The organism is Nocardia sp. NPDC050713 (assembly GCF_040654315.1).
Lineage (GTDB): Bacteria > Actinomycetota > Actinomycetes > Mycobacteriales > Mycobacteriaceae > Nocardia.
This window is the reverse complement of sequence record NZ_JBFAHS010000017.1, coordinates 1-20,716: the sequence shown is the minus strand read 5'-3', so window position 1 is coordinate 20,716 and position 20,716 is coordinate 1. Positions and strand designations below refer to the sequence as shown.

Genomic DNA, 20,716 nt, shown 5'->3' with positions numbered 1-20,716 from the left:
CCGCAGTCGGTGGGCGTGGGTTCGGCTTCCGGCGTGGTCGACCGGCTGTGGTTGCGTTTCTGATTGGTCGTTTGGGGCTGTTGTGTTTCGTTTGTCCAGGGGGCTATCGCCATTTGACTACAGTCGATTTTGGCAATATCGGTGGTCAGTGCGGTAGCAGAGATTCGAGGGCGTCGTCCAGCTGTGGATAGCGGAATTGGAAGCCGGCTGGCTTCAATATGGCCGAGGTAGCGTGTCGGCCCGTCGATCCCAGTGCCGCGTCCGAGCGCAGCAGCACCGCGCCGAGTTTCAGCATCACCTCGGGGGTTGGCGGGGCGGGCGGTCGGTGGAGGTGTCGCCGGAGTGTGCGCATCAGTTCTCGGTTTCGTACCGGGAAATCGGTGGCGGCCACCAGAATTCCGTCCGGGAGAGCGACTGTGGGGTCCAGACCGAGTGCCGCGCGGACGATGGCCAACCAATCCTCGATGTGAATCCAGCTGAACCACTGGTCGCCCGATCCGACTCGACCTCCGAGCCCGGCCTTGGTCAACTGGCAGAGCCGCCGCAGCGCGGGGGCGTCCGGGTCGAGCACGATGGACGTGCGGAGGATGGTGTGGTGCGCGGTGTTCGCACCGGCGAACGCGCGCTCCCACGGTTCGGCCACGCCGGTCATCTGGGGTAGGCCGACGGGCAGCGGAGTGGTTTCGGTGCAACGGGTTTCGCCCGCGTCCGACCAGATCGCGGTGGTGCTGGCCTGTACCCAGTAGTCGACGGGCGCGGGCAACGTGGCGGCGGCCGCCACCAATGCGCTGGTGGGCTCGACTCGGCTGCTGCGCAATTCGGCGATGTTGCGTTCGGTGGGGCGGCAGTCCACCAGCTTGCCCGCCAGGTTGACGATCGCGGTGGGACCCGGATTGCGAAGTGCCGCAACCCATTCGCCGACCGACTTGCCGTCCCATTCGACCTGGTCGAACGGCAGTCCCGGGTCGCGGCGGCGGGTCAGAATGGTGACCCGCTGGCCGCGGCAGGTGAGGTCGGCGGCGAGGTGTCTGCCGAGTGCGCCGGTGCCGCCTGCGATCACCGCCGTCAGCGCGTCGGGTTCGGGAGTGAGACCGGCCAGCCGGGCCAGCCGGGCGAAGCAGACGCGGAGATCGGCCTCCAGCAGACGGGGGACAACGGCCCGCGCCGCGGCCGCCGAGGGCCCGGAGAAAGACAGTTCCTGGGTGAGGTTCGTACCGCCGTCGACAGGAGCCAGCCGCCAGGTCAGCCGCATCAGCCCCGCCGGTTCCGGCTGCTCGATGGTCAGTTCGCGTTCGGGGCGCAGCACGGTGATCGAGAACGGTGGCGCGGTCCGACCGTGCAGCGCGCCGACGAAGCGTCCCCGCGGCAGATAGTCGCCGGTCTCCCCGACTTCGACGGGACCGTGTAGCCGCACCGAGGCGACGGCCGGGTTCCATTCGGGCCAGCGTGCGGGATCACCGACCACCCGCCACACGAGTTCCGGTGGGAGCGCCAGGAATTGGGTGTACGTCGATGTACGAGCCATGACCCGACGCTAGAACGTGGACAACGGCACGGGAAGCGTGCCGTTGCTCACTAGTCAGTCGCGCCGGGGGCCGAGGCCGATGCCGCGGGTCGCCAGCCAGGGCAGCGGGTCGACCTTGTCGACGCCGTTGAGCCAGACCTCGAAGTGGACGTGCGGGCCGGTGGAGAAGCCGCGGTTGCCCATGGTGGCGATCTGGTCGCCCGCCAACACGCGCTCGCCCTGGGAGACCGTGGCGGTGTCGATGTGGCCGTAGATGGTGACGGTGCCGTCGTCGTGCAGCAGCCGCACCCACATGCCGAAGCCCGCGGCCGGGCCCGCCTCGATGACGGTGCCGTCGGCGACCGCGTAGATCGGGGTGCCGATCGGGCCGGCGACGTCGATGCCGAGGTGCTGGACGCCCCAGCGGGCGCCGAAACCGGAAGTGAAGTTGCCCGCGGCGAAGCGCGCGAACAGCGGGCGCAGCTTCGCGGCCTCCGCGGCGGCGAGATCCTCCGCGTACTTGCGGCCCTTCTCCAGGATGTCGTTGAACTGACCGAGATTCGCCGGGCTGGAGACGTTCAGCACCTGCGGCGAGTCGGGCGAGGAGTTCGGGTCGGCCATGCTGACCGACTGGGCGGCGATCTCGTGGATCTGTCCCGCGGCCTCGTAGTCGATGGTGTGCGAGGGCTGCTCGGGCGAGGCCATCGCGGCCTGTCCCGCGGCGACGACAGCGCCCGCCGCGACGGCGACGACCGCGGCGCGGCCCTTGAGCGCGGTGGGGGGCGCGGGCATCCGGTGCGCGCCACCACGTCTGCTGGGATCTCTGGCCGGGATGACGGTCGGCGTAGCGGAGCCTGCGGTCGGCTCCTCCCCGTCGCCCCAAGCCTCTTCGGCAGACCAGGTGTTCTCGGAAGACCAGGAGTGCTCGGCGGACCAGTCGTTCTCGGAAGCTTCGGTCCAGGCGTCACCGCCCTCGGACCATCCGTTGCCGGCCTCGGCGCCCCAGGAGTTGTCACCCTGTTCGGTCCAAGCCGCTCCGGGCTGCGCGGTCCACGCGCTGTCGGCGGTCCATCCGTTGTCGGCCTGCGGCGTCCACGCCTCGTCCGCGTCCGGCGACCAGGAGTTGTCGGCGGTCCACGCGCCGCCGTCGGACCACGAATCCTGCTCGGCCCATTCGGTATTCGCGGACCACGCGCCCGTGTTCTCGTCGTGGTGCGCGCCCTCGGCGGCGTAATCGGCCGCGCCTGCGGCGGCGTATCCGGTCGCGCCAGCGGCACTGGAGTATGCGGTGGCGCCCGTGGCGCCTGCGTAACGGCTGTTCGACGACGGGAAGGCGCGTCGGCCGTGATCACCGTGATCGAAGGATTCGTCGTCGTCGCGATAACGATGTCCCGAGCGAGAGCGATTGCCGGGAGCGAGGGTGGAGCGGTGGTTCATCGGCGGTGCCACATCGTGGAGCGGGAGATGGTCACGGTGCCGAGAAATCGGCAGAAGGTCGACGTCGAAGGCTGGTCCGCGGAGCGACTCACCGCCCACGGAGCGCTGTGCTGCATCAAGGCTTGCCGTCCTCCTGGATCCTTGGAACAACGGGGTCGTAACCTAGTTGTGACTTCGACCGCATTTACGGTAACGAAACGATTGCGGGGTCCGCAAGCGTTGCGGTCGATCTGTCCAAACATGTGAGATTGATCACCGTAACAGCACGGAATAACTCACTATTTCCGGGGCACTCGAGTGAGGTTCGCCGACGACGATTTGTAGTAGATCGCCGTCCGCTCCCGGCTCGAGCGGCTCTACCTGGCAAACCCCCAACAAACTACTCGCCAGTAGCCTTGGCCAGCGGTTTTTCCGACCGGCGGCGCCGCCCGTGACCTGCGCCACTTAGGATGAACGTGGCCGATTGGCCCTCCATGTGACTGGTTAGAGTCCGACCCGACCCGCTTCCGACGTCGGGCCGCCAACAAAGACGTTGTCATCACAACGCAGACGAGACGGTGAGTACATGGATCTCTTCGAATATCAGGCGAAGGAGCTCTTCGTTAAGCACGGAGTGCCTTCGTCCGAGGGCCGCGTCACGGACACGGCCGAGGACGCCCGCGCCATCGCGGAGGAAATCGGCAAGCCGGTGATGATCAAGGCCCAGGTCAAGGCCGGTGGCCGCGGTAAGGCGGGTGGCGTCAAGTACGCCGCCACCCCGGAGGACGCGTTCACGCACGCGCAGAACATCATCGGCCTGGACATCAAGGGCCACATCACCAAGAAGATCCTGGTCGCCGAGGCCAAGGACATCGCGGAGGAGTACTACATCTCCTTCCTGCTCGACCGCTCCAACCGGACCTACCTGGCGATGTGCTCGGTCGAGGGCGGCATGGAGATCGAAGAGGTCGCCGCGACCAAGCCCGAGCGCCTCGCCAAGGTCCCCGTCGACGCCGTCAAGGGTGTCGACCTCGCGTTCGCGCGTTCGATCGCCGAGCAGGGCCACCTGCCCGCCGACGTGCTGGACGCCGCGGCGGTGACCATTCAGAAGCTGTGGGAGGTGTTCATCAAGGAGGACGCCACCCTGGTCGAGGTCAACCCGCTGGTGCGCACCCCTCAGGACGAGATCCTCGCCCTGGACGGCAAGGTCACCCTGGACGAGAACGCCGAGTTCCGTCAGCCCGGCCACGAGGCGTTCGCGGACAAGGACGCGACCGACCCGCTGGAGCTGAAGGCCAAGGAGAACGACCTCAACTACGTCAAGCTCGACGGTGAGGTCGGCATCATCGGCAACGGCGCCGGTCTGGTCATGTCGACCCTGGACGTCGTCGCCTACGCGGGCGAGAACCACGGCGGCGTCAAGCCCGCCAACTTCCTCGACATCGGTGGCGGCGCCTCGGCCGAGGTGATGGCGGCCGGGCTCGACGTCATCCTGGGCGACGCGCAGGTCAAGAGCGTGTTCGTGAACGTCTTCGGCGGCATCACCGCCTGTGACGCGGTCGCGAACGGCATCGTCAAAGCGCTGGAGATCCTCGGTTCCGAGGCGAACAAGCCGCTGGTCGTGCGTCTGGACGGCAACAAGGTCGACGAGGGTCGCAAGATCCTCGTCGACGCCGCGCACCCGCTGATCACGCTTGCGCAGACAATGGACGAAGGCGCCGACAAGGCCGCCGAACTGGCAGCGGCCAAGTAAGGAAACCGGAAATGTCTATCTTCCTGAACAAGGACTCGAAGGTCATCGTCCAGGGCATCACCGGCGGCGAGGGCACCAAGCACACCGCGCTGATGCTCAAGGCGGGCACCCAGGTCGTCGGCGGTGTCAACGCGCGCAAGGCGGGCACCACCGTCGCGCACACCGACAAGGACGGCAACGCGATCGAGCTGCCGGTCTTCGGCACCGTCGAAGAGGCGATCAAGGCGACCGGCGCGGACGTGTCCATCGCGTTCGTCCCGCCGAAGTTCTCGAAGGACGCCATCATCGAGGCCATCGACGCGGAGATCCCGCTGCTGGTGGTCATCACCGAGGGCATCCCGGTGCAGGACACCGCCTACGCGTGGGCCTACAACGTGGAGAAGGGCAACAAGACCCGGATCATCGGCCCGAACTGCCCCGGCATCATCACCCCCGGCGAGTCGCTGGTCGGCATCACCCCGGCCAACATCACCGGCAAGGGCCCGGTCGGCCTGGTCTCGAAGTCCGGCACGCTGACCTACCAGATGATGTACGAGCTGCGCGATTTCGGCTTCTCGACCGCCATCGGCATCGGCGGCGACCCGGTCATCGGCACCACCCACATCGACGCCATCGAGGCGTTCGAGAAGGACCCGGAGACCAAGCTCATCGTCATGATCGGCGAGATCGGCGGCGACGCCGAGGAGCGGGCCGCGGCCTACATCAAGGCCAACGTCACCAAGCCGGTGGTCGGCTACGTCGCGGGCTTCACCGCCCCCGAGGGCAAGACCATGGGCCACGCGGGCGCGATCGTCTCCGGCTCGGCGGGCACCGCCCAGGCGAAGAAGGACGCGCTGGAGGCCGCGGGCGTCAAGGTCGGCAAGACGCCGTCGGAGACCGCCGCGCTCGCTCGCGAGATCCTGGAGAAGGCAAGCATCAGCGCCTGATTCGGTTCGAACGAAATCGTTACGAGGGCCGCCTTTCCGCTGGAAAGGTGGCCCTCGTCGTCCGTCCGCCGGGTCGTCTGACCAGTTGTTCGAGGATGACCCGAAGGGGCGAGTGCAGTAGCGTCAAGAGAGATCCAGCCGAACAACGACTCGACGTAGGAGACGACGACATGTCATACCCGACCGGGGGCTCCGGGTACAACACACCCGCGACGCCCTCCGCACCATCCAGCCCGAGCCAGACCGCTGGTGGTGCAGGCACAGGTGCGAGCGCTTCCGGTTCCGATGCCAAGGGGCTGCCGTTCTTCCTGGTGGTCGGTGTCGCAGCGCTCGGCGTGATCAACTTCCTGCTCGGATTCCTGCCGTTCGCGGTGGAGGAGATCGAGCGCTCCGGCGCCACCATCACCGGCGACAGTTACAGCGGTTTCACGCTGTTCGGCGCGCCCGGCGCGCTCGGGCTGCTGCTGCTCGGCGGTCTTCTCGCCGGATTCTCGTTGCTGCCCAAGCAGAATTGGAAGGGCGCGGCCGCCGCCGCGTCGGCCGCGGGCTTCCTCCTTCTGCTGTTCCAGACCATCGCGCTACCGGACCAGCTCACCGCGGAGTTCGGCGCGTGGGTGCTGATCTTCCTCGCGCTGGTGCAGACCGGCGTCGCGGTCGCCGCGGTGCTGTTCGAGGCGGGCATCATCAAGGCGCCCGCCCCCAAGCCCGCGTCCGCGCAGGGCGCGCAGGCCGGTTTCGGCGGTCAGGCTCAGGGCGGCTACGGCCAGCAGCAGTTCGGCCAGGCCGGTCAGTACGGCCAGCAGAGCCAGCCGAGCCAGCCGGTCTACGGTCAGCAGCCGGGCCAGACCTACGGCCAGGCGGGCTACGGCACCGGCCAGCAGTACCAGTCGCAGCAGCAGCCGTACGGCCAGAGCCAGCCGAGCCAGCCGACTTACGGTCAGCAGCAGCCGGGCCAGACCTACGGCCAGCAGTCCTACGGTCAGCAGCCGGGTTACGGTGCGCCGCAGCAGGGTTCGCCGTACGGCGCCGCGCCCGCGCAGCCGCAGCAGCAGCCGCGTCCGGACGAGAGCGCCACGCAGCACTTCGGCGGCGCGCAGTCCGGTCAGCAGCAGTACGGTGCGCCCGGTTACGGTCAGGCCCAGCAGGGCCAGCCGTTCGGCGGCGAGAAGCCGTCCGACCCGGCGAGCGACGCCACCCAGGCGTTCCGCCCGTCCGACGACAACAAGTAAGAGACGCAGGTACCGCGAGCACCTACCCGGACCGGGTGGGTGCTCGCGGCGCGCCTGACCCGCTCACCTCGGGAAAGGTGTCACGCTGAAGTGCCATGAACTCGTCACGGAACTCTCTCGTCCGCTGGACCGGTGGGGAACCCGACACATCGGAATCGCCGATGAGTAGCGGTCATCCGTCCGAAGCCGACGAATCCGGGTTCCTGTCCCTCACCCCGGAACGCGCCAGCGTCCTGCTGCTCGTCGCGGCCCGCCCGGCCACCTTCGCGCTCAGCGCGATCGTGGTGCTCGCGCTGGTCACATTGCTCGCCGCGGACAGCGGACTGGCGGGCGCCTCCGGCGCCATCGCCGCGAGCTGGCTTGCGATGCACCAGGTTCCGTTGGTGATCGGGAAAACTACGCTCGGTCTTCTTCCGCTGTTGCCGACCGCGCTGCTGCTCGGCGCGGCAGGGCGGGAGTGCTATCACGCGGTGGCGCCGAACAGTTCGCGCACCGAGCTCGGTTGGGTGGTGGGGGCCGCGCTCGGCGGGCCGCTGCTGCTCACCGCGGTCTGCCTGGCCGTCGCGGAGGACGCCTCCGCCGTGGTCGCGCTGCAACCGCCGAACAGCCTCGCCTCCTTCGGCTGGGTCCTCTTCCTGCACCTACTCGCTGCCTGCGCCGGTATCGCGCTGCGGATGCGACGCCGGATCTTCGATCTGCGCGCACCCGAATGGGCGATCGCGGGCGTCTACGGCGCGGGCCGCACGGTGCTTCGCCTGCTCGGCTGCGCCGCGGCGGTCACCCTGGTGTCGTTTCTCGCGCACTGGGGCGCCGTCGGCGATACCTACCGCTCCGCCGGAAATGCTTGGGGCTTGATCGGTCTGACGCTGCTCTCGCTGGCCTACCTGCCGAATGTCGTGCTCGGCGCGCTCGGCGTCCTGATGGGCGCGGGCGCGAATTTCGGTGCGGCCTCGCTCGGCCTGTTCGGCGTGGTCGGCGGACCGGTTCCGGCGGTGCCGGTGATCGCGGCGGTGCCGACCGGACCGGCGGCGGCCTGGTGGGCGGTGTTGCTGGTGATCCCCGCGGCGGTCGGCGCGCTCGGCGGCGTGGACGCCGCACGCACATCCGGCGACCGCCGCACCGCGCCGTGGGCGACCCTGACCTCCGCCGGTGTGGCGACCTTGTCGCTCGTGCTGCTCGGTGCGCTGGCGGGCGGAGAACTCGGCTCCTTCGGGCGGGTCGGGCTGGAGCTGCCGATCTTCGCCTTGGTGAGCTTCCTATGGCTGGCCGGGGCAGGTTACGTCGGCCTGGTCTGCGCCAGGTACTTCATCGCTCCGGTCGGCGCGGTGCTGCCGGGCTACGACTACGACGACGATTACGACGCGGACTACTACGACACCGACGCGGACTACTACTACGACGACTCGGACGACTACGAATCCGACGGCTACCGCTACGCGGACGGCGACTACGACGACTACCGCGACGACCACTACCGAGACGACGAGTACTACGACGACCGGTACCACGACGACGACCCGCACGACGAGGACGACTCGCTCTACGAGGACGAGTCCGACGAAGCCCTCGACGGCGAACTCATCGATGAGCCGCCCACTCTCACCACCGCCCCACGCCAAGCCGCACCGGACATCGTCGACGCCGAGGTCATCGAGCCCGACGCCGACCTCGACCCCCACCCCGACACCCGGCGCTAGCGGCAGACCCCGTCGACGACCGCCGCACGGCCGCGCCGATTTCGAGGCCAGCTCTACCAACACCACCAGCCCCACCGGCCCCGGCTCGTCGCACTCGCCCGACCGTCCCGACTGAATGTCACCCTCACCGGCCGACGCCAGCTGGAGGTCATCTTCGGTCGGGATGGTCGTAGTGGACTGAATGTCACCTTCACCGGCTGGTACCTGGTCGTGGTCACCTTCGGTCGAGAAGGTCGCGGCGGGCCAGCCCTGACGGAGGAGAAGGCACGCACTAGCATCCGCGCGTTCGGCCGCGCTCGCCACCGGTCGAAAGTCACGAACAGGCCACCGACTAGGCTTTACTCCGGCGGCGCCCCGATCCGGCCGCCGTTCCGACCGACACGCAGGAGTAGAGCGCTGACGTCTCCGCATGCCGAGTGGGTGCCCGCCGCGGCGCCCGCCACCGTAGTCGTGCTCGCCTCGGGCACCGGGTCGCTGCTGCGCGCGCTCCTCGACGCGGCGAGCGCCGCCGACTATCCCGCGAAGATCGTCGCGGTCGGCGTCGACCGTGTCTGCGCCGCCACCGAACACGCCGACGCCGCGGGCGTCCCGCATTTCCGGGTGGCGCTGAAGGACTTTCCCGACCGCACGGCATGGGATGCCGCGCTGACCGAGGCGGTGGCCGCCCACGAGCCGGACCTGGTGGTCTCGGCCGGGTTCATGAAGATCCTCGGTCCCGCGTTCATGAACCGCTTCGGCGGGCGGATCATCAACACCCATCCCGCGCTGCTGCCGTCGTTTCCCGGTGCGCACGGCGTGCGCGACGCGCTCGCGTACGGGGTGCGGGTCACCGGCTCGACGGTGCACTTGGTCGACTCGGGCGTCGACACCGGACCGATCCTCGCGCAGGAGGCGGTGCCGGTGCTGCCCGACGACGACGAGGACTCCCTGCACGAGCGGATCAAGGTTGTCGAGCGACGGTTGCTGGCGGAGGTTGTCGCCGCCGTCGCGACGCGAGGCATTGTCTCCGACGGACGAAAGGCAGTAATTCCAGATGAGCGGGTGCGCCAGTGAGTGAGCGTAGCGAAGCGACCGTGGTTCCGGCCGATCGCAAGGCGATCAACAGGGCGCTGGTGAGCGTCTACGACAAGACGGGGCTCATCGAGCTCGCGACCGGTCTGCACGCGGCGGGCATCGAGCTGGTCTCCACCGGTTCGACGGCCGCCAAGATCGCCGACGCGGGCATCCCGGTGACCAAGGTCGAGGAGCTGACCGGGTTCCCGGAGACGCTGGACGGCCGGGTCAAGACCCTGCACCCGAGGGTGCACGCGGGCATCCTCGCCGACACGCGCAAGCAGGAGCACGTCGATCAGCTGGTCGAGCTGGGCGTCGAGGCGTTCCAGCTCGTGGTGGTGAACCTCTACCCGTTCACCCAGACCGTCGCGAGCGGCGCGAGCCCGGACGAGTGCGTCGAGCAGATCGATATCGGCGGCCCGTCCATGGTGCGCGCGGCCGCGAAGAACCACCCGTCGGTCGCCGTGGTCGTGGACAGCGGCGACTACGACGACGTGCTCGCCGCGGTGAAGTCGGGCGGCTTCACCCTCGCGCAGCGGACGGCGTTGGCGGCCAAGGCCTTCCAGCACACCGCGAGCTACGACGTCGCGGTGGCGAGCTGGATGACCAGCGTGCTGGCCCCCGGCGTGGCCGAGGAGCCCGCCAGCACGCCGTTCCCCGAGTGGATCGGCGGCAGCTGGGAGCGCGCCGCGGTGCTGCGCTACGGCGAGAATCCGCACCAGGCGGCGGCGCTGTACACCGACAACGGCGGTTCGGTCGGGCTGGCGCAGGCGGAGCAGTTGCACGGCAAGGAGATGTCGTACAACAACTACACCGATGCCGACGCCGCGTGGCGCGCCGCCTACGACCACGAGGCGCCCGCGGTGGCGATCATCAAGCACGCCAACCCGTGCGGCATCGCGATCGGCGCCGACATCGCCGAGTCGCACCGCAAGGCGCACGCCTGCGATCCGGTGAGCGCCTTCGGCGGCGTGATCGCGGCCAACCGCGAGGTCACCGTGGAGATGGCCGAGCAGGTCGCCGACATCTTCACCGAGGTCATCGTGGCGCCGTCCTACGCGGACGGCGCGGTAGAGGTGTTGCAGCGCAAGAAGAACGTGCGCATCCTGGTCGCCGAGCCGCCGCAGCGGGCGGGCGCGGAACTGCGTCCGATCAGCGGCGGCGCGCTGCTGCAGCAGCGCGACATCCTCGACGCCGAGGGCGACGACTCGGCCAACTGGACCCTCGCCACCGGCGAGCCCGCGGACGAGCAGACCCTCGCCGATCTCGAATTCGCTTGGCGCGCATGCCGCGCGGTGAAGTCCAACGCCATCCTGCTCGCCCACGACGGCGCGTCGGTCGGCGTCGGCATGGGGCAGGTCAACCGGGTGGACGCGGTGCAGCTCGCGGTGCAGCGCGCGGGGGACCGGGCCAAGGGCTCGGTGGCCGCCTCCGACGCGTTCTTCCCGTTCCCGGACGGACCGCAGCAACTGATCCAGGCCGGTATCCGCGCCATCGTGCAGCCCGGTGGTTCGGTCCGCGATCAGGAGACCATCGACCTGGCCCGCGAGGCCGGTGTGACGCTCTACCTCACCGGGTCTCGCCACTTCGCGCACTGATCCGAGCGAACGCGGAGAGCGATCCCGAAAGGGGTCCGCTCTCCGCGTTTTTCGTGTTCACCGGCACCCCTGAGCAATCGATGCCGCGGTGCCGCAAGGCTTTTCGGTAACCGAACTGGACGTCTGGATCTCATTATCCGGTATGGAATCCCCGGAACAGTATTTCCATGGTGCAGAATGTACGCATGCGTATCGTGGTCGCCGGGGCATCGGGGTTCCTCGGCAAGTATCTGGTCTCCAAGCTGAACGACGACGGCCACGATGTGGTCCGCCTGGTGCGTCGAGAAGCCGTGCGTCCGGACGAGATCAGCTGGGACCCTTACGGTTCCAGCTTCGACAGCGGCATCGTGGCGGGTGCGGGCGCGGTGATCAACCTGTGCGGCGCGACCGTGGCCGGCAAGCGCTGGTCGCCCGCGTACAAGGAGGAGATGCGCGACAGCCGCATCGTGCCGTCCAGGGTGCTGTCCCGCGCGGTGGCCGAGACCGGCGTCCCCGTCCTGCTCAACGCGTCGGCCGCCGGTTGGTACGGCGACAGCGGCGATCAGGACGTCGACGAATTCGCACCGCACGGAACGGATTTCCTCGGCACCATGTGCCGGGATTGGGAAGCGGCCACCGAGGCCGCCGCCACCGCCGGTGTCCGGGTGGTGCTGCTGCGCACCGCGAACGTGCTCTCCGCCGACTCGATGCTCGTCGAGCGGCTTCGCCCGCTGTTCCGGCTCGGGCTCGGCGGCAAGTTCGGCACCGGCCGCCAGTACCTGCCGTGGATCACCCTGCATGACTGGCTCGAGGCGGTGAACTGGCTGCTGACCTTCTCGGTCTCCGGCCCGGTGAACCTGTCCGCCCCGGAGACGGTCACCAACGCCGAGTTCACCACCGCCTTCGCCGCGGCGATGAACCGGCGCGCCGTGCTGACGCTGCCCGGCGCCGTGCTGAAACTGATCGGCGGCGAGGGCGGCGCGGAGATGCTGCACGGGCACAAGATGGTGCCGAAGGTGCTGGTGGGCAATGGTTTCGAGTTCACGCACAGCACGCTGGATCAAGCCATGAAGTACACCTTCGCCACGCGCTGAGCGGTTACGCCGAGGGGTGGTGCGCGGACCGTCCGGCCGGACCGCCGGGCAAGCGTCGGGTCGAGCCGACGCCCGCGTCAGGCGGCGCTGTGTGGTCGGGCTGCGCTGTGTGGTCAGGCGGCGCTGGGTGGCCGGGCCGCGCTGTGTGGTCAGGCGGCGCTGAGTGGTCAGGCGGCGCTGAGTGGTCAGGCTGCGCTGAGCACCGTCCGGTCGCCCAGCGGCGCCTTCAGCGGGATCTCCATGGTGCCGAACACCGCGATCATCACGCACATCCGGCCGACGGCGTCGGCGCGGGTGCCGCCGCGCAACTCCACCGTGACCGTCTTGTCGGTCTCGGTGGTCACCGCGTCCACGCCGTAGCATTCCGGCGCGCCGGTCTGGAAGTTGACGGCGATCTTGTCGTCGGCGACGCGGGCCCACGAGGTGAACGGGATCGGGTGCGCGCCGACGATCGTCGGATCGGCCATGAACGGCTGGCCCTGCGGCTGCGCGACCTCGCTCGGCGTGGGCGGCGGGGAAGTGGTTGCGCCGGAGGTGGTGTTCTGTTGCGCGCCATCGTCGTTCGAGCTACCGCACCCCGCGACGGTGAGGCCGAGCAGCAGGGCGGCGATGACGAGGCTGGTGCGGCGGCGATTCATGGCGACCACCATAGCGATCGACGCGCCGGTGAACATTCCTGGAACCCCGCGCGTTACTGCCTTCACCGACGTGGACTCGACTGTAGATTCGGCTCCGATGTGGGCAAGTGGCATACGCCCCGCATCGATGTCGAATGCTCCGCACAGTTGATCTTCGAAAGGAAAAACGTGGGCGACACGCTGCGCGTAGGCGAAGAACTTGCACTCGGCCAATCCCTGAGTGGCGGTGCGTACACCCTCACTCTGCAATCCGACGGCAACCTCGTCCTGTCGGAGCCGGATGGAAACGTCGTCTGGGCCACTCAGACTCATGATCAGGGTGTGGAGCGGGCGACGTTCCAGCACGACGGCAACTTCGTGCTCTACAAGGGCGAGGGCGCCGCCTGGTCGACCGAGACCAACGGCAAGGACGCGGACCGCCTCGTCGTGCAGGCCGACCGCAACGTGGTGCTGTACGGCACCGACGGCAGCGCGCTGTGGGCGTCGGAAACCAAGACCGACAACCCGCTGCCCGCACCGGAGCAGGAACAGCCCGCCGAGGCGCAGGCCGCCGAGCAGGCGCCCCCGCAGCCCGCGGCGCAGACCTACACGGTGGAACCGGGCGACACCCTGTGGGCGATCGCCGAGCGCTTCTACGGCGACGGCAACCGCTACCAGGAGATCGCCGAGGCCAGCGGCATTCCGAACCCCGACGCGATCGAACCCGGTCAGGTGCTGACGATTCCGTAGCCGGACACCGTCTACGCCTGCGAAAAACAACGTGGGACCCCGGGACTAGCTCTCGGGGTCCCACGTCTTTCGCGTGAATGGTCTGAGGGGTCTTGCCCGCGTGGTGCTTTCGCCGATGGTCAGTATCGCATGGCGTAGGAGACCTTGCGCCACAGCGACTTCTTGCGTTGAGCTTCCTTGAACCGGTCGTCCTCTTCCAGCACCTCGGTGGCGGCGGACACCCGGCGCTTGGCCTCGGCGATGGCCTCGTCGACCGGCATCACGGTCTCCAGGTCGAACAGCTCGATGATCCGCGAAACCCGTTCGTGCACGGTCCCGCCCACCACTTCATAGGGCAGCCCGATGTCCTTCACCACTTGCAGCAGCGTGTCGTCGGAGAGCTTGCGGAACGGTTCCGACACCGGGCGGTGGCCGTCGGCCTTCATCTCGAATTCCACCGGCAGGTGCACATAGGCGTCGTAGAGCCTGGCGGCCCGCTCTTTGACGACGTCGCCGATGATGTCGGTGTACTCCCGCAGCGGCGCCTTGCGCCCGATGCCCGCGGCGGCCTTCACAGTGCGCAGCAGCAGCCCCGCGCCGGGATTGATGCCGACCGCCATTCGCGCGGTGCCGTACACCCATTCGTGCACCACGGAACCGTCGGAAATGAAAGAGCCGCCACCGGATTCGTTGTGCACCCGCTCCTCGAAGCGGCGCAGCCCGAGTTGCAGCAGCTCGATGGAGTTCAGCTCCATCACCGTCTTGCCCGGAGCGAGATCGATCAGCAACTCACGAGAGGTGAGCGCGTGCGTACGCGGGATTCCGGTGGCGATCGAGAGCGTCTCGGTCGTCGTGCTCTTGCCGACGCCGTAGGTGCCCGAGATGGCCAGCTTCAGGCTGTCGCGGCGCTGCCCGCCAACTAGATACACGGGTTTCTTCTCCGATCGCTCAGTGGTCGTCACGCAGCACTTCCCAGCCGCGCTCGGCCGCGACCCGCTCCAGCGCGGGGTCGACCGGGACGACGGCCGGGTGGCCGATCGTCTCCAGTACGGGTACATCGCTGAGATGGTCGCCGAAGCCGAAATCGCCCGCGAGGTCGTGCTCGGGGTATCTGGCCGCGAACGCTTCCACCTCGGCGCGCTTGGCCGCGCCGATGAGGGACTTGCGCACCGCGCCGGTGTACACGCCGTCGCGCTCTTCCAGCTCGGTGCACAGCACGCCCGCGCAGTCCAGTTCGATCTCGATCGGTCGCAGGCAGGCGCGGAAGGAGCCGGAGACCAGTACCGTCTCCACGCCCTGCGCGCGCAGCTCGCCGAGCCGCCGCACGAGGGGCTCGCGGTAGAGCCCGTCGGCGCGGACGCGATCGTGCCAGGCGCGCGCGTTGTCCTCGACCTCGCGGACCGGGATGTCGGTCCAGAGCAGGTAATAGCTCCGGTTCAGCGTCTCCCGGTCCGCTCCGGTCTCGGCCAGGCGTTGCATCCGCTTCTGATGCATGGCCAGCACCTCCCCGCGCCCGGTGCCTTCGAAGAAGTACTGGGCGAAGTGCTGCAAGGTGCTGATTCGCAGCAGGGTGTGGTCCACGTCGGTGAACGCGAAGCGCGGCCTGGTCGCCAGCACGGTCAGGCCACCGGCGCGGGCTGGGTGTCGGCATCCTCGGTCGGCACGCCGGGGGTGGCGAGCGCGGCCTCGTCCAGATCGCGACTGCGCAGCGTGAGGAACGCGATCGCGCCGGAGACGGCCGCGAGCACCGCGGCCAGCACCATGGCGTTCTCCAAGCCACTGACGAAGGCCGATTCCGCTGCCGCGCGGACCGATTCGGCGACCGACTCGGGCACCTCGGCCGCGACGACGGCGGGACCGCCGGCCGCCACCGCGTCGCCCGCCTCGGCGGCCTTGTCGCCGAAGACCGTGCGCGCCGCCTCGGATTCGGTGAAGGCGCTGCCGACCCGGTTCTGGAAGAACGCGCCGACCGCGGCGATGCCGATGGCCAGACCGGCCTGCTGGAAGGTCTCGTTCACGCCCGAGGCCATGCCCGCCTTGTCCGGGCTGGTGACCGCGATCGAGAACGCGGCGCGCGGCGGGTTGAACACACCCATGCCGAGACCGATCAGCACCATGCCGGGGATCAGCGCGGTCCACGAGGAGCCGGGCTCGACGAGCAGCACCGCGACCAAACCCGCGGCGATGAGCAGCTGCGAGGCGCCGACCAGGATGGACGGCGGCAGCTTGGCGACCATGCTGCCCGCGATGGCGGCGGCGACGAACAGCAGCAGCGTCAGCGGGAGGAAGCGCACGCCGCTGGCGAAGGCGGAGTAGCCGAGCAGGTTCTGCACGTAGGAGATGAGCAGGAACAGCGCGGGCATCACCGACAGCGCGCACAGCGCGGTCACCACGGACAGGCCGTTGAAGGTGCGGTTGCGGAACAGCGTCAGGTCGAACATCGCGCGGTTCGGCCGGGAGATCTGCAGCCAGGTGAACACCGCGAGCAGCACGAGCGCCAGTGCGAAGCAGCCGATGATCCGGCCGCTGGTCCAGCCGTCCTGCTCGCCGCGCATGAAGCCGAGCACCAGGAAGAACAGACCGGCCGAGAAGGTGACCATGCCCGTCCAGTCCACGGGCGGCGGTGTGTCGCTGCGGGATTCGCGCATCTTCAGGTAGCCGACGGCGAGCGCGGCGATGGTCACCGGCACGTTGATCAGGAAGATCCAGCGCCAGCCAGCGGTCTCGGTGAGGGCGCCGCCGATCAGCGGGCCGAACGCGATCGCCAGACCCGCGACGCCGCCGAACACACCGAAGGCCATGCCGCGGTCCTTACCGCGGAACTCGTGTCCGAGCAGCGCCGGGCCGACCGCGAAGAGGATCGCGCCGCCGAGACCCTGCACGAGGCGGGCGACGATCAGCACGAAATCGTTCGGCGCGAGGCCGCAGGCCAGCGACGAGAGCACGAAGATCACCAGGCCCGCGTCGAAGACCTTCTTGCGGCCGATGCGGTCGGCGAGCGAACCCGCCGCGAGCAGCACCGCGGCGAGGCCGAGGGCGTAGGCGTCGAGGATCCACTGCAGGGCGGAGAACGTGGAATCGAAGGCTTCGCGGATATCGGGTAGCGCGACGTTGACGACGGTGAGGTCGAGCATCAGCATGAACGTCGCCAGCGCGACGACGACCAGCGTCCAGATCGCACTGTCCGATCGCTGTGGTGGCTTGGTCAAGGCGTCTGCGGATGCCATGGGAATTCCCCTCCAGGTGGTATGCGGCGACGGCTGTTGGTTATGCGGCGTGCAACGCTGCGGAGACCGCGTCGGGCACCGGCATCAGCTGCGGTAGCTGATACATTCCGGCCACCCGGGTGACGATTTCTTCGATGGACCCCCCGATCACCAGATAGGGGACGGTCCCTTCGTGCAGGGTGTCGAGCAGTAGTCGGTCGATCGTGCTGCGGTATCGGTCATCGCCTTCGGTGGCCGATTCCCGGTCCATCCGCAGATGAATGAACCCGTCGTAGGTGACGTTGGCCCGCCGGGTCACGATTCCGCCGTGCGCCAGCAGGTACTTCTTCTCGAAGATGCGATAGGGCAGGTCGCGCGGGTTCCACAGCCAGCGCCGGAGTCTGCGGGTTCGCCGCAGCGCCTCGGCCGCCACCCATTCCTGGAGCACCGAACCGTCGGAGACGAAACCCGAGGTCAGCCGGGCTTCGGAATCCACGCGCTGTTCGAAGCCGCGCACCGCGGCGTCGACCGTCGGCGCGAGCCTCCGGTCGACGCCCGGGGTGGCGAGGTGGGTGGAGATGGCCGCGTGGTCCAGGCCGGTGGCCAGCGCGAGAGCGGTGCAAACGGTGGTCTTACCCGTTCGCGGTGCGCCGGTCACGGCCAGTCGTAGCGCGGGTGCATCCTTCATCGGGCGTCCTTGTATAGCGGGTGCCCGCATTTCCGCGTATCCCCTTGTGTGCAAGCGGAATACGCGAACGCCAAATGCGGTTTCACCGGGTTCATCGAAAATCTAGTAATCAAGTGATAACTTGTCAACATGAGGGCCAGACTGAGCGCGGCCGAGCGTCGCGAGATGATTCTCGAGGCCGCTGGCCGAGCGTTCTCGCGCGGCGGCTACGCGGGCACCAGCACCGACGTCGTCGCGCTGGAGGCCGGGGTCTCGCAGCCGTACGTGGTGCGGATGTTCGGCACCAAGGCCGACCTCTTCCAGGAGGTCTTCGACCGGGCGGTGCAGTCCCTGCTCGCCGCGTTCGCCGCCGAACTGGAGGATCCGGAGGTCGCCGCGTCGCCCGAGGTGTGGAAACGCCTCGGCGGGGTCTACAACAGCCTGGTCGAGGACCGGGACGTGCTGGTCGTCCTGTTGCAGGGCTTCAGCGCGGCCGCCGGTCATCCGCAGATCGCCGCCGCCGCAAGGCGTTTCGTCTCCGCGCTGTACACCCTGCTGGTCGAACGCACCGGTTGCGACCCCGAGCGCGCACGGGAATTCATCGCCAACGGCATGCTGCTCAACGCGCTGCTGGCGATGAACGCCACCGAACACGCCGACGACCCCGCGCTGGCCGCGCTCGCGGAATGCGCGCTCGGCCAGGACTGCGGGTTCGACGCTCCGGAATCGGAGTGAGACGGACCGAATTCTGTTGCCCGGCATTCTCAGTCGGGCAGTTGGTGGGCGAGCAGGCAGAACCCGGTGACGCCCTGGAACTCCTTGATCAGAAGATCCGCGCTGCGCCAGCGCTGGCCGCCGCGGTCGATGGTCGAGGTGCGCCGGATCTCCACCGTGCCGTCGAACGGTTCGTTCGAGGGGCGGCGCGGCCCCTCGGTGACGAACTCGAGTTTGCGCATCCACAGGGTGTTGCTGTTGCGCCGGTCCAGTCCGTCCATTTCGTAGAGCAGGATCTGGGAGAGCTGCGCCGCGCCGACGATGGCGTCGATCGGCGAGACCGAATCCCAGTAGGCCGATTCCGCGCCGACGTAGCCGCCCTCGACACCGGTGGTGACCCGCTGCCTGCTGTTGATGCGGGTGGCGGTCTCGTCCACGATCAGGTCCGCGGCGGTCAGCGTGTGGTCCTTGACGCCGTTGAGGTAGTAGTGCGGCGCCGGGCCGTAGATGTCGCTGAGCTGCGCGATGTGATCGGTTCCCGGCACGTCCAGCGCGCCCGAACCGACGGGGTGCACCATGGTCAGCGTGCCGGTCAGGTTGCCGACGCGGAACTTGAACGCGGTCTCGATCTCGTCGGCGTCCTCCGCGGCGGTGGTGGTGGTGATCTCGGCCTCGACCGGGATGTTGTCGAGATCCTCGTGTGGTGCGGCGCCCGCCCGCACGGCCGCTTGGCGCACCCACATGCGGGACGACTCGGCCGGGCCGAGGTCCCGGGAGTGGGTGATCGAGGCGTCGCACAGGGAGGCGGCGAGCATGATCGTGTCGACGCTGCTGACGTGCGGCACCAGCTCGCGGTGCTTCTTGGTCGACCAGGCGGCCGGGTAGCTCAGCCGCGCCACACCGGTGTGCTTGGCGCCGAGCTGGGTGGAGCGGCGGATCTGCAGGTCGGCCAGCTCGGGGCTGACCTTTTTGTAACCTTCACCGAAGTATCGATCGGACCGGGGTCCGAGGGGTTCGTCGTAGCTGGAAAAAGAAACGGTCATGGCAGAGCAACTTTCGAAGAGCGATCGAGCAATTCGGTTCAGGCAACCTGGGGCAGGTCGAAAACCTGTCCCGCATACGACAGACCGGCGCCGAAAGAAACTTGCAGTGCAAGTTGTCCCGGCTTTGCGCGGCCCGAAGACACCAGGTCGTCGATCGCCAGCGGCAGGGCGGCGGCGGAAGTGTTTCCGGCCCGCCGGATGTCGTCTGCGATCACTACCGATTCGTCCTGCCAGCCGAGTTTGCGAGCAACCCCGTCGATGATTCGCAAATTCGCCTGATGCGGGATGAATACCTCTACGTCGGCGAGGGTGATACCGCCGGCATGCGCGATTTCGGATACTATTCTGGGCACCTCGCCGGTCGCCCAGCGAAATACTTCGGTCCCCTCCATGTGCAGAGTCGGAGGTGCCGTCGTGGTCGGCGCGCAGCGCAATTCCTCCCAGGTGGGTTCCTGGCGGATCAGATTGGCTCGGGTGCCGTCGCTACCCCATACGGTGCGCCTGATGTGGCCGGATTCCGTGCGGCCGACGAGTGCGGCGCCGGCGCCGTCACCGAAGATCGGTCCCACCGAACGGTCGTCACGATCGATGACGTTGTTGAACTTTTCCGACCCGATGACGAGAATGTTGTCGGCTTGACCTGCGTTGATGAGTGCGGCGGCTTGTCCGATGCCGTGCGCGTAGCCGGAGCAGCCCGCGGAAATGTCGAAGGCCGCCGGTCCCGCGCAGCCGAGTTCGGCGGCGACTATGGCGGCGGCGGCCGGAGTGTTGTTGAGATGGGTCGACGTCGCGAGCATGAGGACATCGATTTGTCGAGCGGACATTTCGGCGGCGTCGAGCGCTCTTCGCGCGGCCGTCGCGGCCATCGAAATTACTGTCTCGTGATTTCCGGCGTATCTACGTTCGGTAATTCCGGTCCGCGTGGTTATCCACTCTTCGTCGACACCCAATTCGGGGGCCAGGTCGGAATTGGAAACAATTCGATCGGGCCGGTATGATCCGATCATCAAAACTCCGGCTTGTAAAGCCGTCATACTTCCCACCCCCGAAAGGTGAATGCATCAATTCTGTATGCATCAATGTATCACCCGGTCAGAATTCGGGAATTAGATCACATTGCTATAACGCCTGTATAACGGCATGTTGTGACGAAGGTCACGTTTTTTCATAGACTGTTGACATCGCTCGACTACTGGTCGGTCACAAAGCGCTTCGATATTGATCGCCAGCTATTAACTACCGATTAGTAATCGAGTGATTTGCACCTGCGGAAACAGGTTCAGGTGCAATGTATGCCGAGTTCGGACCGGTTGAAACGGCCTGCTCGATCGATAGCTGTGGATTGTCCATCGAGGGGGGTCGGGTGTGTCTCGAGCTAGGTGACCGGATACGACAACGGCGGGGGGGGGGGGGGGGGTGCGGGGCGGGCCCCGGGCGGGGGCCGGGCCCCCGCCAGAGTTCACCCCGCCGCAGGATTGTGTGGGTTAGAAC

General features: G+C 68.1%; 17 protein-coding genes and 1 pseudogene. 9 read left to right on the top strand and 9 right to left on the bottom strand.

The window, feature by feature from the left end; translation table 11 throughout:
* Positions 1–145: 145 nt before the first annotated feature.
* Positions 146–1,525 (bottom strand): DUF1731 domain-containing protein, encoded by a 1,380-nt coding sequence (locus AB0H49_RS27350; RefSeq protein WP_357255550.1) that lies wholly within the window; start codon positions 1,523–1,525, stop codon positions 146–148.
* A gap of 54 nt (positions 1,526–1,579) precedes the next feature.
* A pseudogene (locus tag AB0H49_RS27345) lies at positions 1,580–2,323 on the bottom strand (M23 family metallopeptidase); the annotation flags it as partial.
* Positions 2,324–3,506: 1,183 nt separating this feature from the next.
* On the opposite strand from AB0H49_RS27345, the gene sucC reads away from it, so the two are divergent.
* From sucC to AB0H49_RS27310, 7 genes are all read left to right on the top strand, one after another.
* On the top strand, positions 3,507–4,673 hold the full coding sequence (gene sucC / locus AB0H49_RS27340; RefSeq protein ID WP_355002129.1) for an ADP-forming succinate--CoA ligase subunit beta: 1,167 nt from the start codon (positions 3,507–3,509) through the stop codon (positions 4,671–4,673).
* A gap of 11 nt (positions 4,674–4,684) precedes the next feature.
* Complete coding sequence (sucD, locus tag AB0H49_RS27335) at positions 4,685–5,599, top strand: succinate--CoA ligase subunit alpha (RefSeq protein ID WP_355002128.1); 915 nt, start codon at positions 4,685–4,687, stop codon at positions 5,597–5,599.
* Positions 5,600–5,769: 170 nt separating this feature from the next.
* Positions 5,770–6,828 (top strand): DUF5336 domain-containing protein, encoded by a 1,059-nt coding sequence (locus AB0H49_RS27330; protein WP_355002127.1) that lies wholly within the window; start codon positions 5,770–5,772, stop codon positions 6,826–6,828.
* 161 nt (positions 6,829–6,989) lie between these two features.
* Positions 6,990–8,525, top strand: coding sequence for a DUF6350 family protein (locus AB0H49_RS27325; protein WP_357255549.1), 1,536 nt, complete (start codon positions 6,990–6,992; stop codon positions 8,523–8,525).
* 420 nt (positions 8,526–8,945) lie between these two features.
* Positions 8,946–9,578 (top strand): phosphoribosylglycinamide formyltransferase, encoded by a 633-nt coding sequence (gene purN, locus AB0H49_RS27320; RefSeq protein WP_357255547.1) that lies wholly within the window; start codon positions 8,946–8,948, stop codon positions 9,576–9,578.
* 20 nt (positions 9,579–9,598) lie between these two features.
* Complete coding sequence (gene purH, locus AB0H49_RS27315) at positions 9,599–11,176, top strand: bifunctional phosphoribosylaminoimidazolecarboxamide formyltransferase/IMP cyclohydrolase (RefSeq protein WP_355002226.1); 1,578 nt, start codon at positions 9,599–9,601, stop codon at positions 11,174–11,176.
* Positions 11,177–11,361: 185 nt separating this feature from the next.
* Positions 11,362–12,249: a TIGR01777 family oxidoreductase gene (locus AB0H49_RS27310; protein ID WP_357255545.1), complete on the top strand. Its 888-nt coding sequence runs from the start codon at positions 11,362–11,364 to the stop codon at positions 12,247–12,249.
* A gap of 185 nt (positions 12,250–12,434) precedes the next feature.
* Here the strand turns inward: AB0H49_RS27310 and AB0H49_RS27305 are convergent, their stop codons facing one another.
* Positions 12,435–12,887 (bottom strand): hypothetical protein, encoded by a 453-nt coding sequence (locus tag AB0H49_RS27305; protein ID WP_357255543.1) that lies wholly within the window; start codon positions 12,885–12,887, stop codon positions 12,435–12,437.
* Between the two features lie 168 nt (positions 12,888–13,055).
* On the opposite strand from AB0H49_RS27305, the gene AB0H49_RS27300 reads away from it, so the two are divergent.
* Positions 13,056–13,616, top strand: coding sequence for a LysM peptidoglycan-binding domain-containing protein (locus tag AB0H49_RS27300; RefSeq protein WP_357255541.1), 561 nt, complete (start codon positions 13,056–13,058; stop codon positions 13,614–13,616).
* Between the two features lie 119 nt (positions 13,617–13,735).
* Here AB0H49_RS27300 and AB0H49_RS27295 read toward each other — a convergent pair whose 3' ends face one another.
* The 4 genes from AB0H49_RS27295 to AB0H49_RS27280 are packed head-to-tail and all read right to left on the bottom strand — an operon-like array spanning position 13,736 to position 17,489.
* Positions 13,736–14,524, bottom strand: coding sequence for an AAA family ATPase (locus AB0H49_RS27295; protein WP_357255539.1), 789 nt, complete (start codon positions 14,522–14,524; stop codon positions 13,736–13,738).
* Positions 14,525–14,543: 19 nt separating this feature from the next.
* Positions 14,544–15,212 carry an HAD-IB family hydrolase gene (locus tag AB0H49_RS27290; RefSeq protein ID WP_357255537.1) on the bottom strand — a complete coding sequence of 223 codons (669 nt, stop codon included), beginning with the start codon at positions 15,210–15,212 and terminating at the stop codon, positions 14,544–14,546.
* Positions 15,213–15,214: 2 nt separating this feature from the next.
* On the bottom strand, positions 15,215–16,822 hold the full coding sequence (locus AB0H49_RS27285) for an MFS transporter (RefSeq protein WP_355002119.1): 1,608 nt from the start codon (positions 16,820–16,822) through the stop codon (positions 15,215–15,217).
* Positions 16,823–16,862: 40 nt separating this feature from the next.
* A complete protein-coding gene (locus AB0H49_RS27280; RefSeq protein WP_355002118.1) occupies positions 16,863–17,489 on the bottom strand; it encodes a hypothetical protein in 627 nt (208 codons plus the stop codon).
* Between the two features lie 129 nt (positions 17,490–17,618).
* Between AB0H49_RS27280 and AB0H49_RS27275 the strand changes: the two genes are divergently transcribed.
* Entirely contained in the window at positions 17,619–18,203 is a 585-nt protein-coding gene (locus tag AB0H49_RS27275) for a TetR/AcrR family transcriptional regulator (protein WP_355002117.1), read from the top strand.
* Between the two features lie 29 nt (positions 18,204–18,232).
* Here AB0H49_RS27275 and AB0H49_RS27270 read toward each other — a convergent pair whose 3' ends face one another.
* Both AB0H49_RS27270 and AB0H49_RS27265 read right to left on the bottom strand, forming a co-directional pair.
* Positions 18,233–19,225 (bottom strand): AvrD family protein, encoded by a 993-nt coding sequence (locus tag AB0H49_RS27270; RefSeq protein WP_355002116.1) that lies wholly within the window; start codon positions 19,223–19,225, stop codon positions 18,233–18,235.
* A gap of 38 nt (positions 19,226–19,263) precedes the next feature.
* Complete coding sequence (locus AB0H49_RS27265) at positions 19,264–20,259, bottom strand: beta-ketoacyl-ACP synthase 3 (protein ID WP_355002115.1); 996 nt, start codon at positions 20,257–20,259, stop codon at positions 19,264–19,266.
* Between the last annotated feature and the right edge of the window lie 457 nt (positions 20,260–20,716).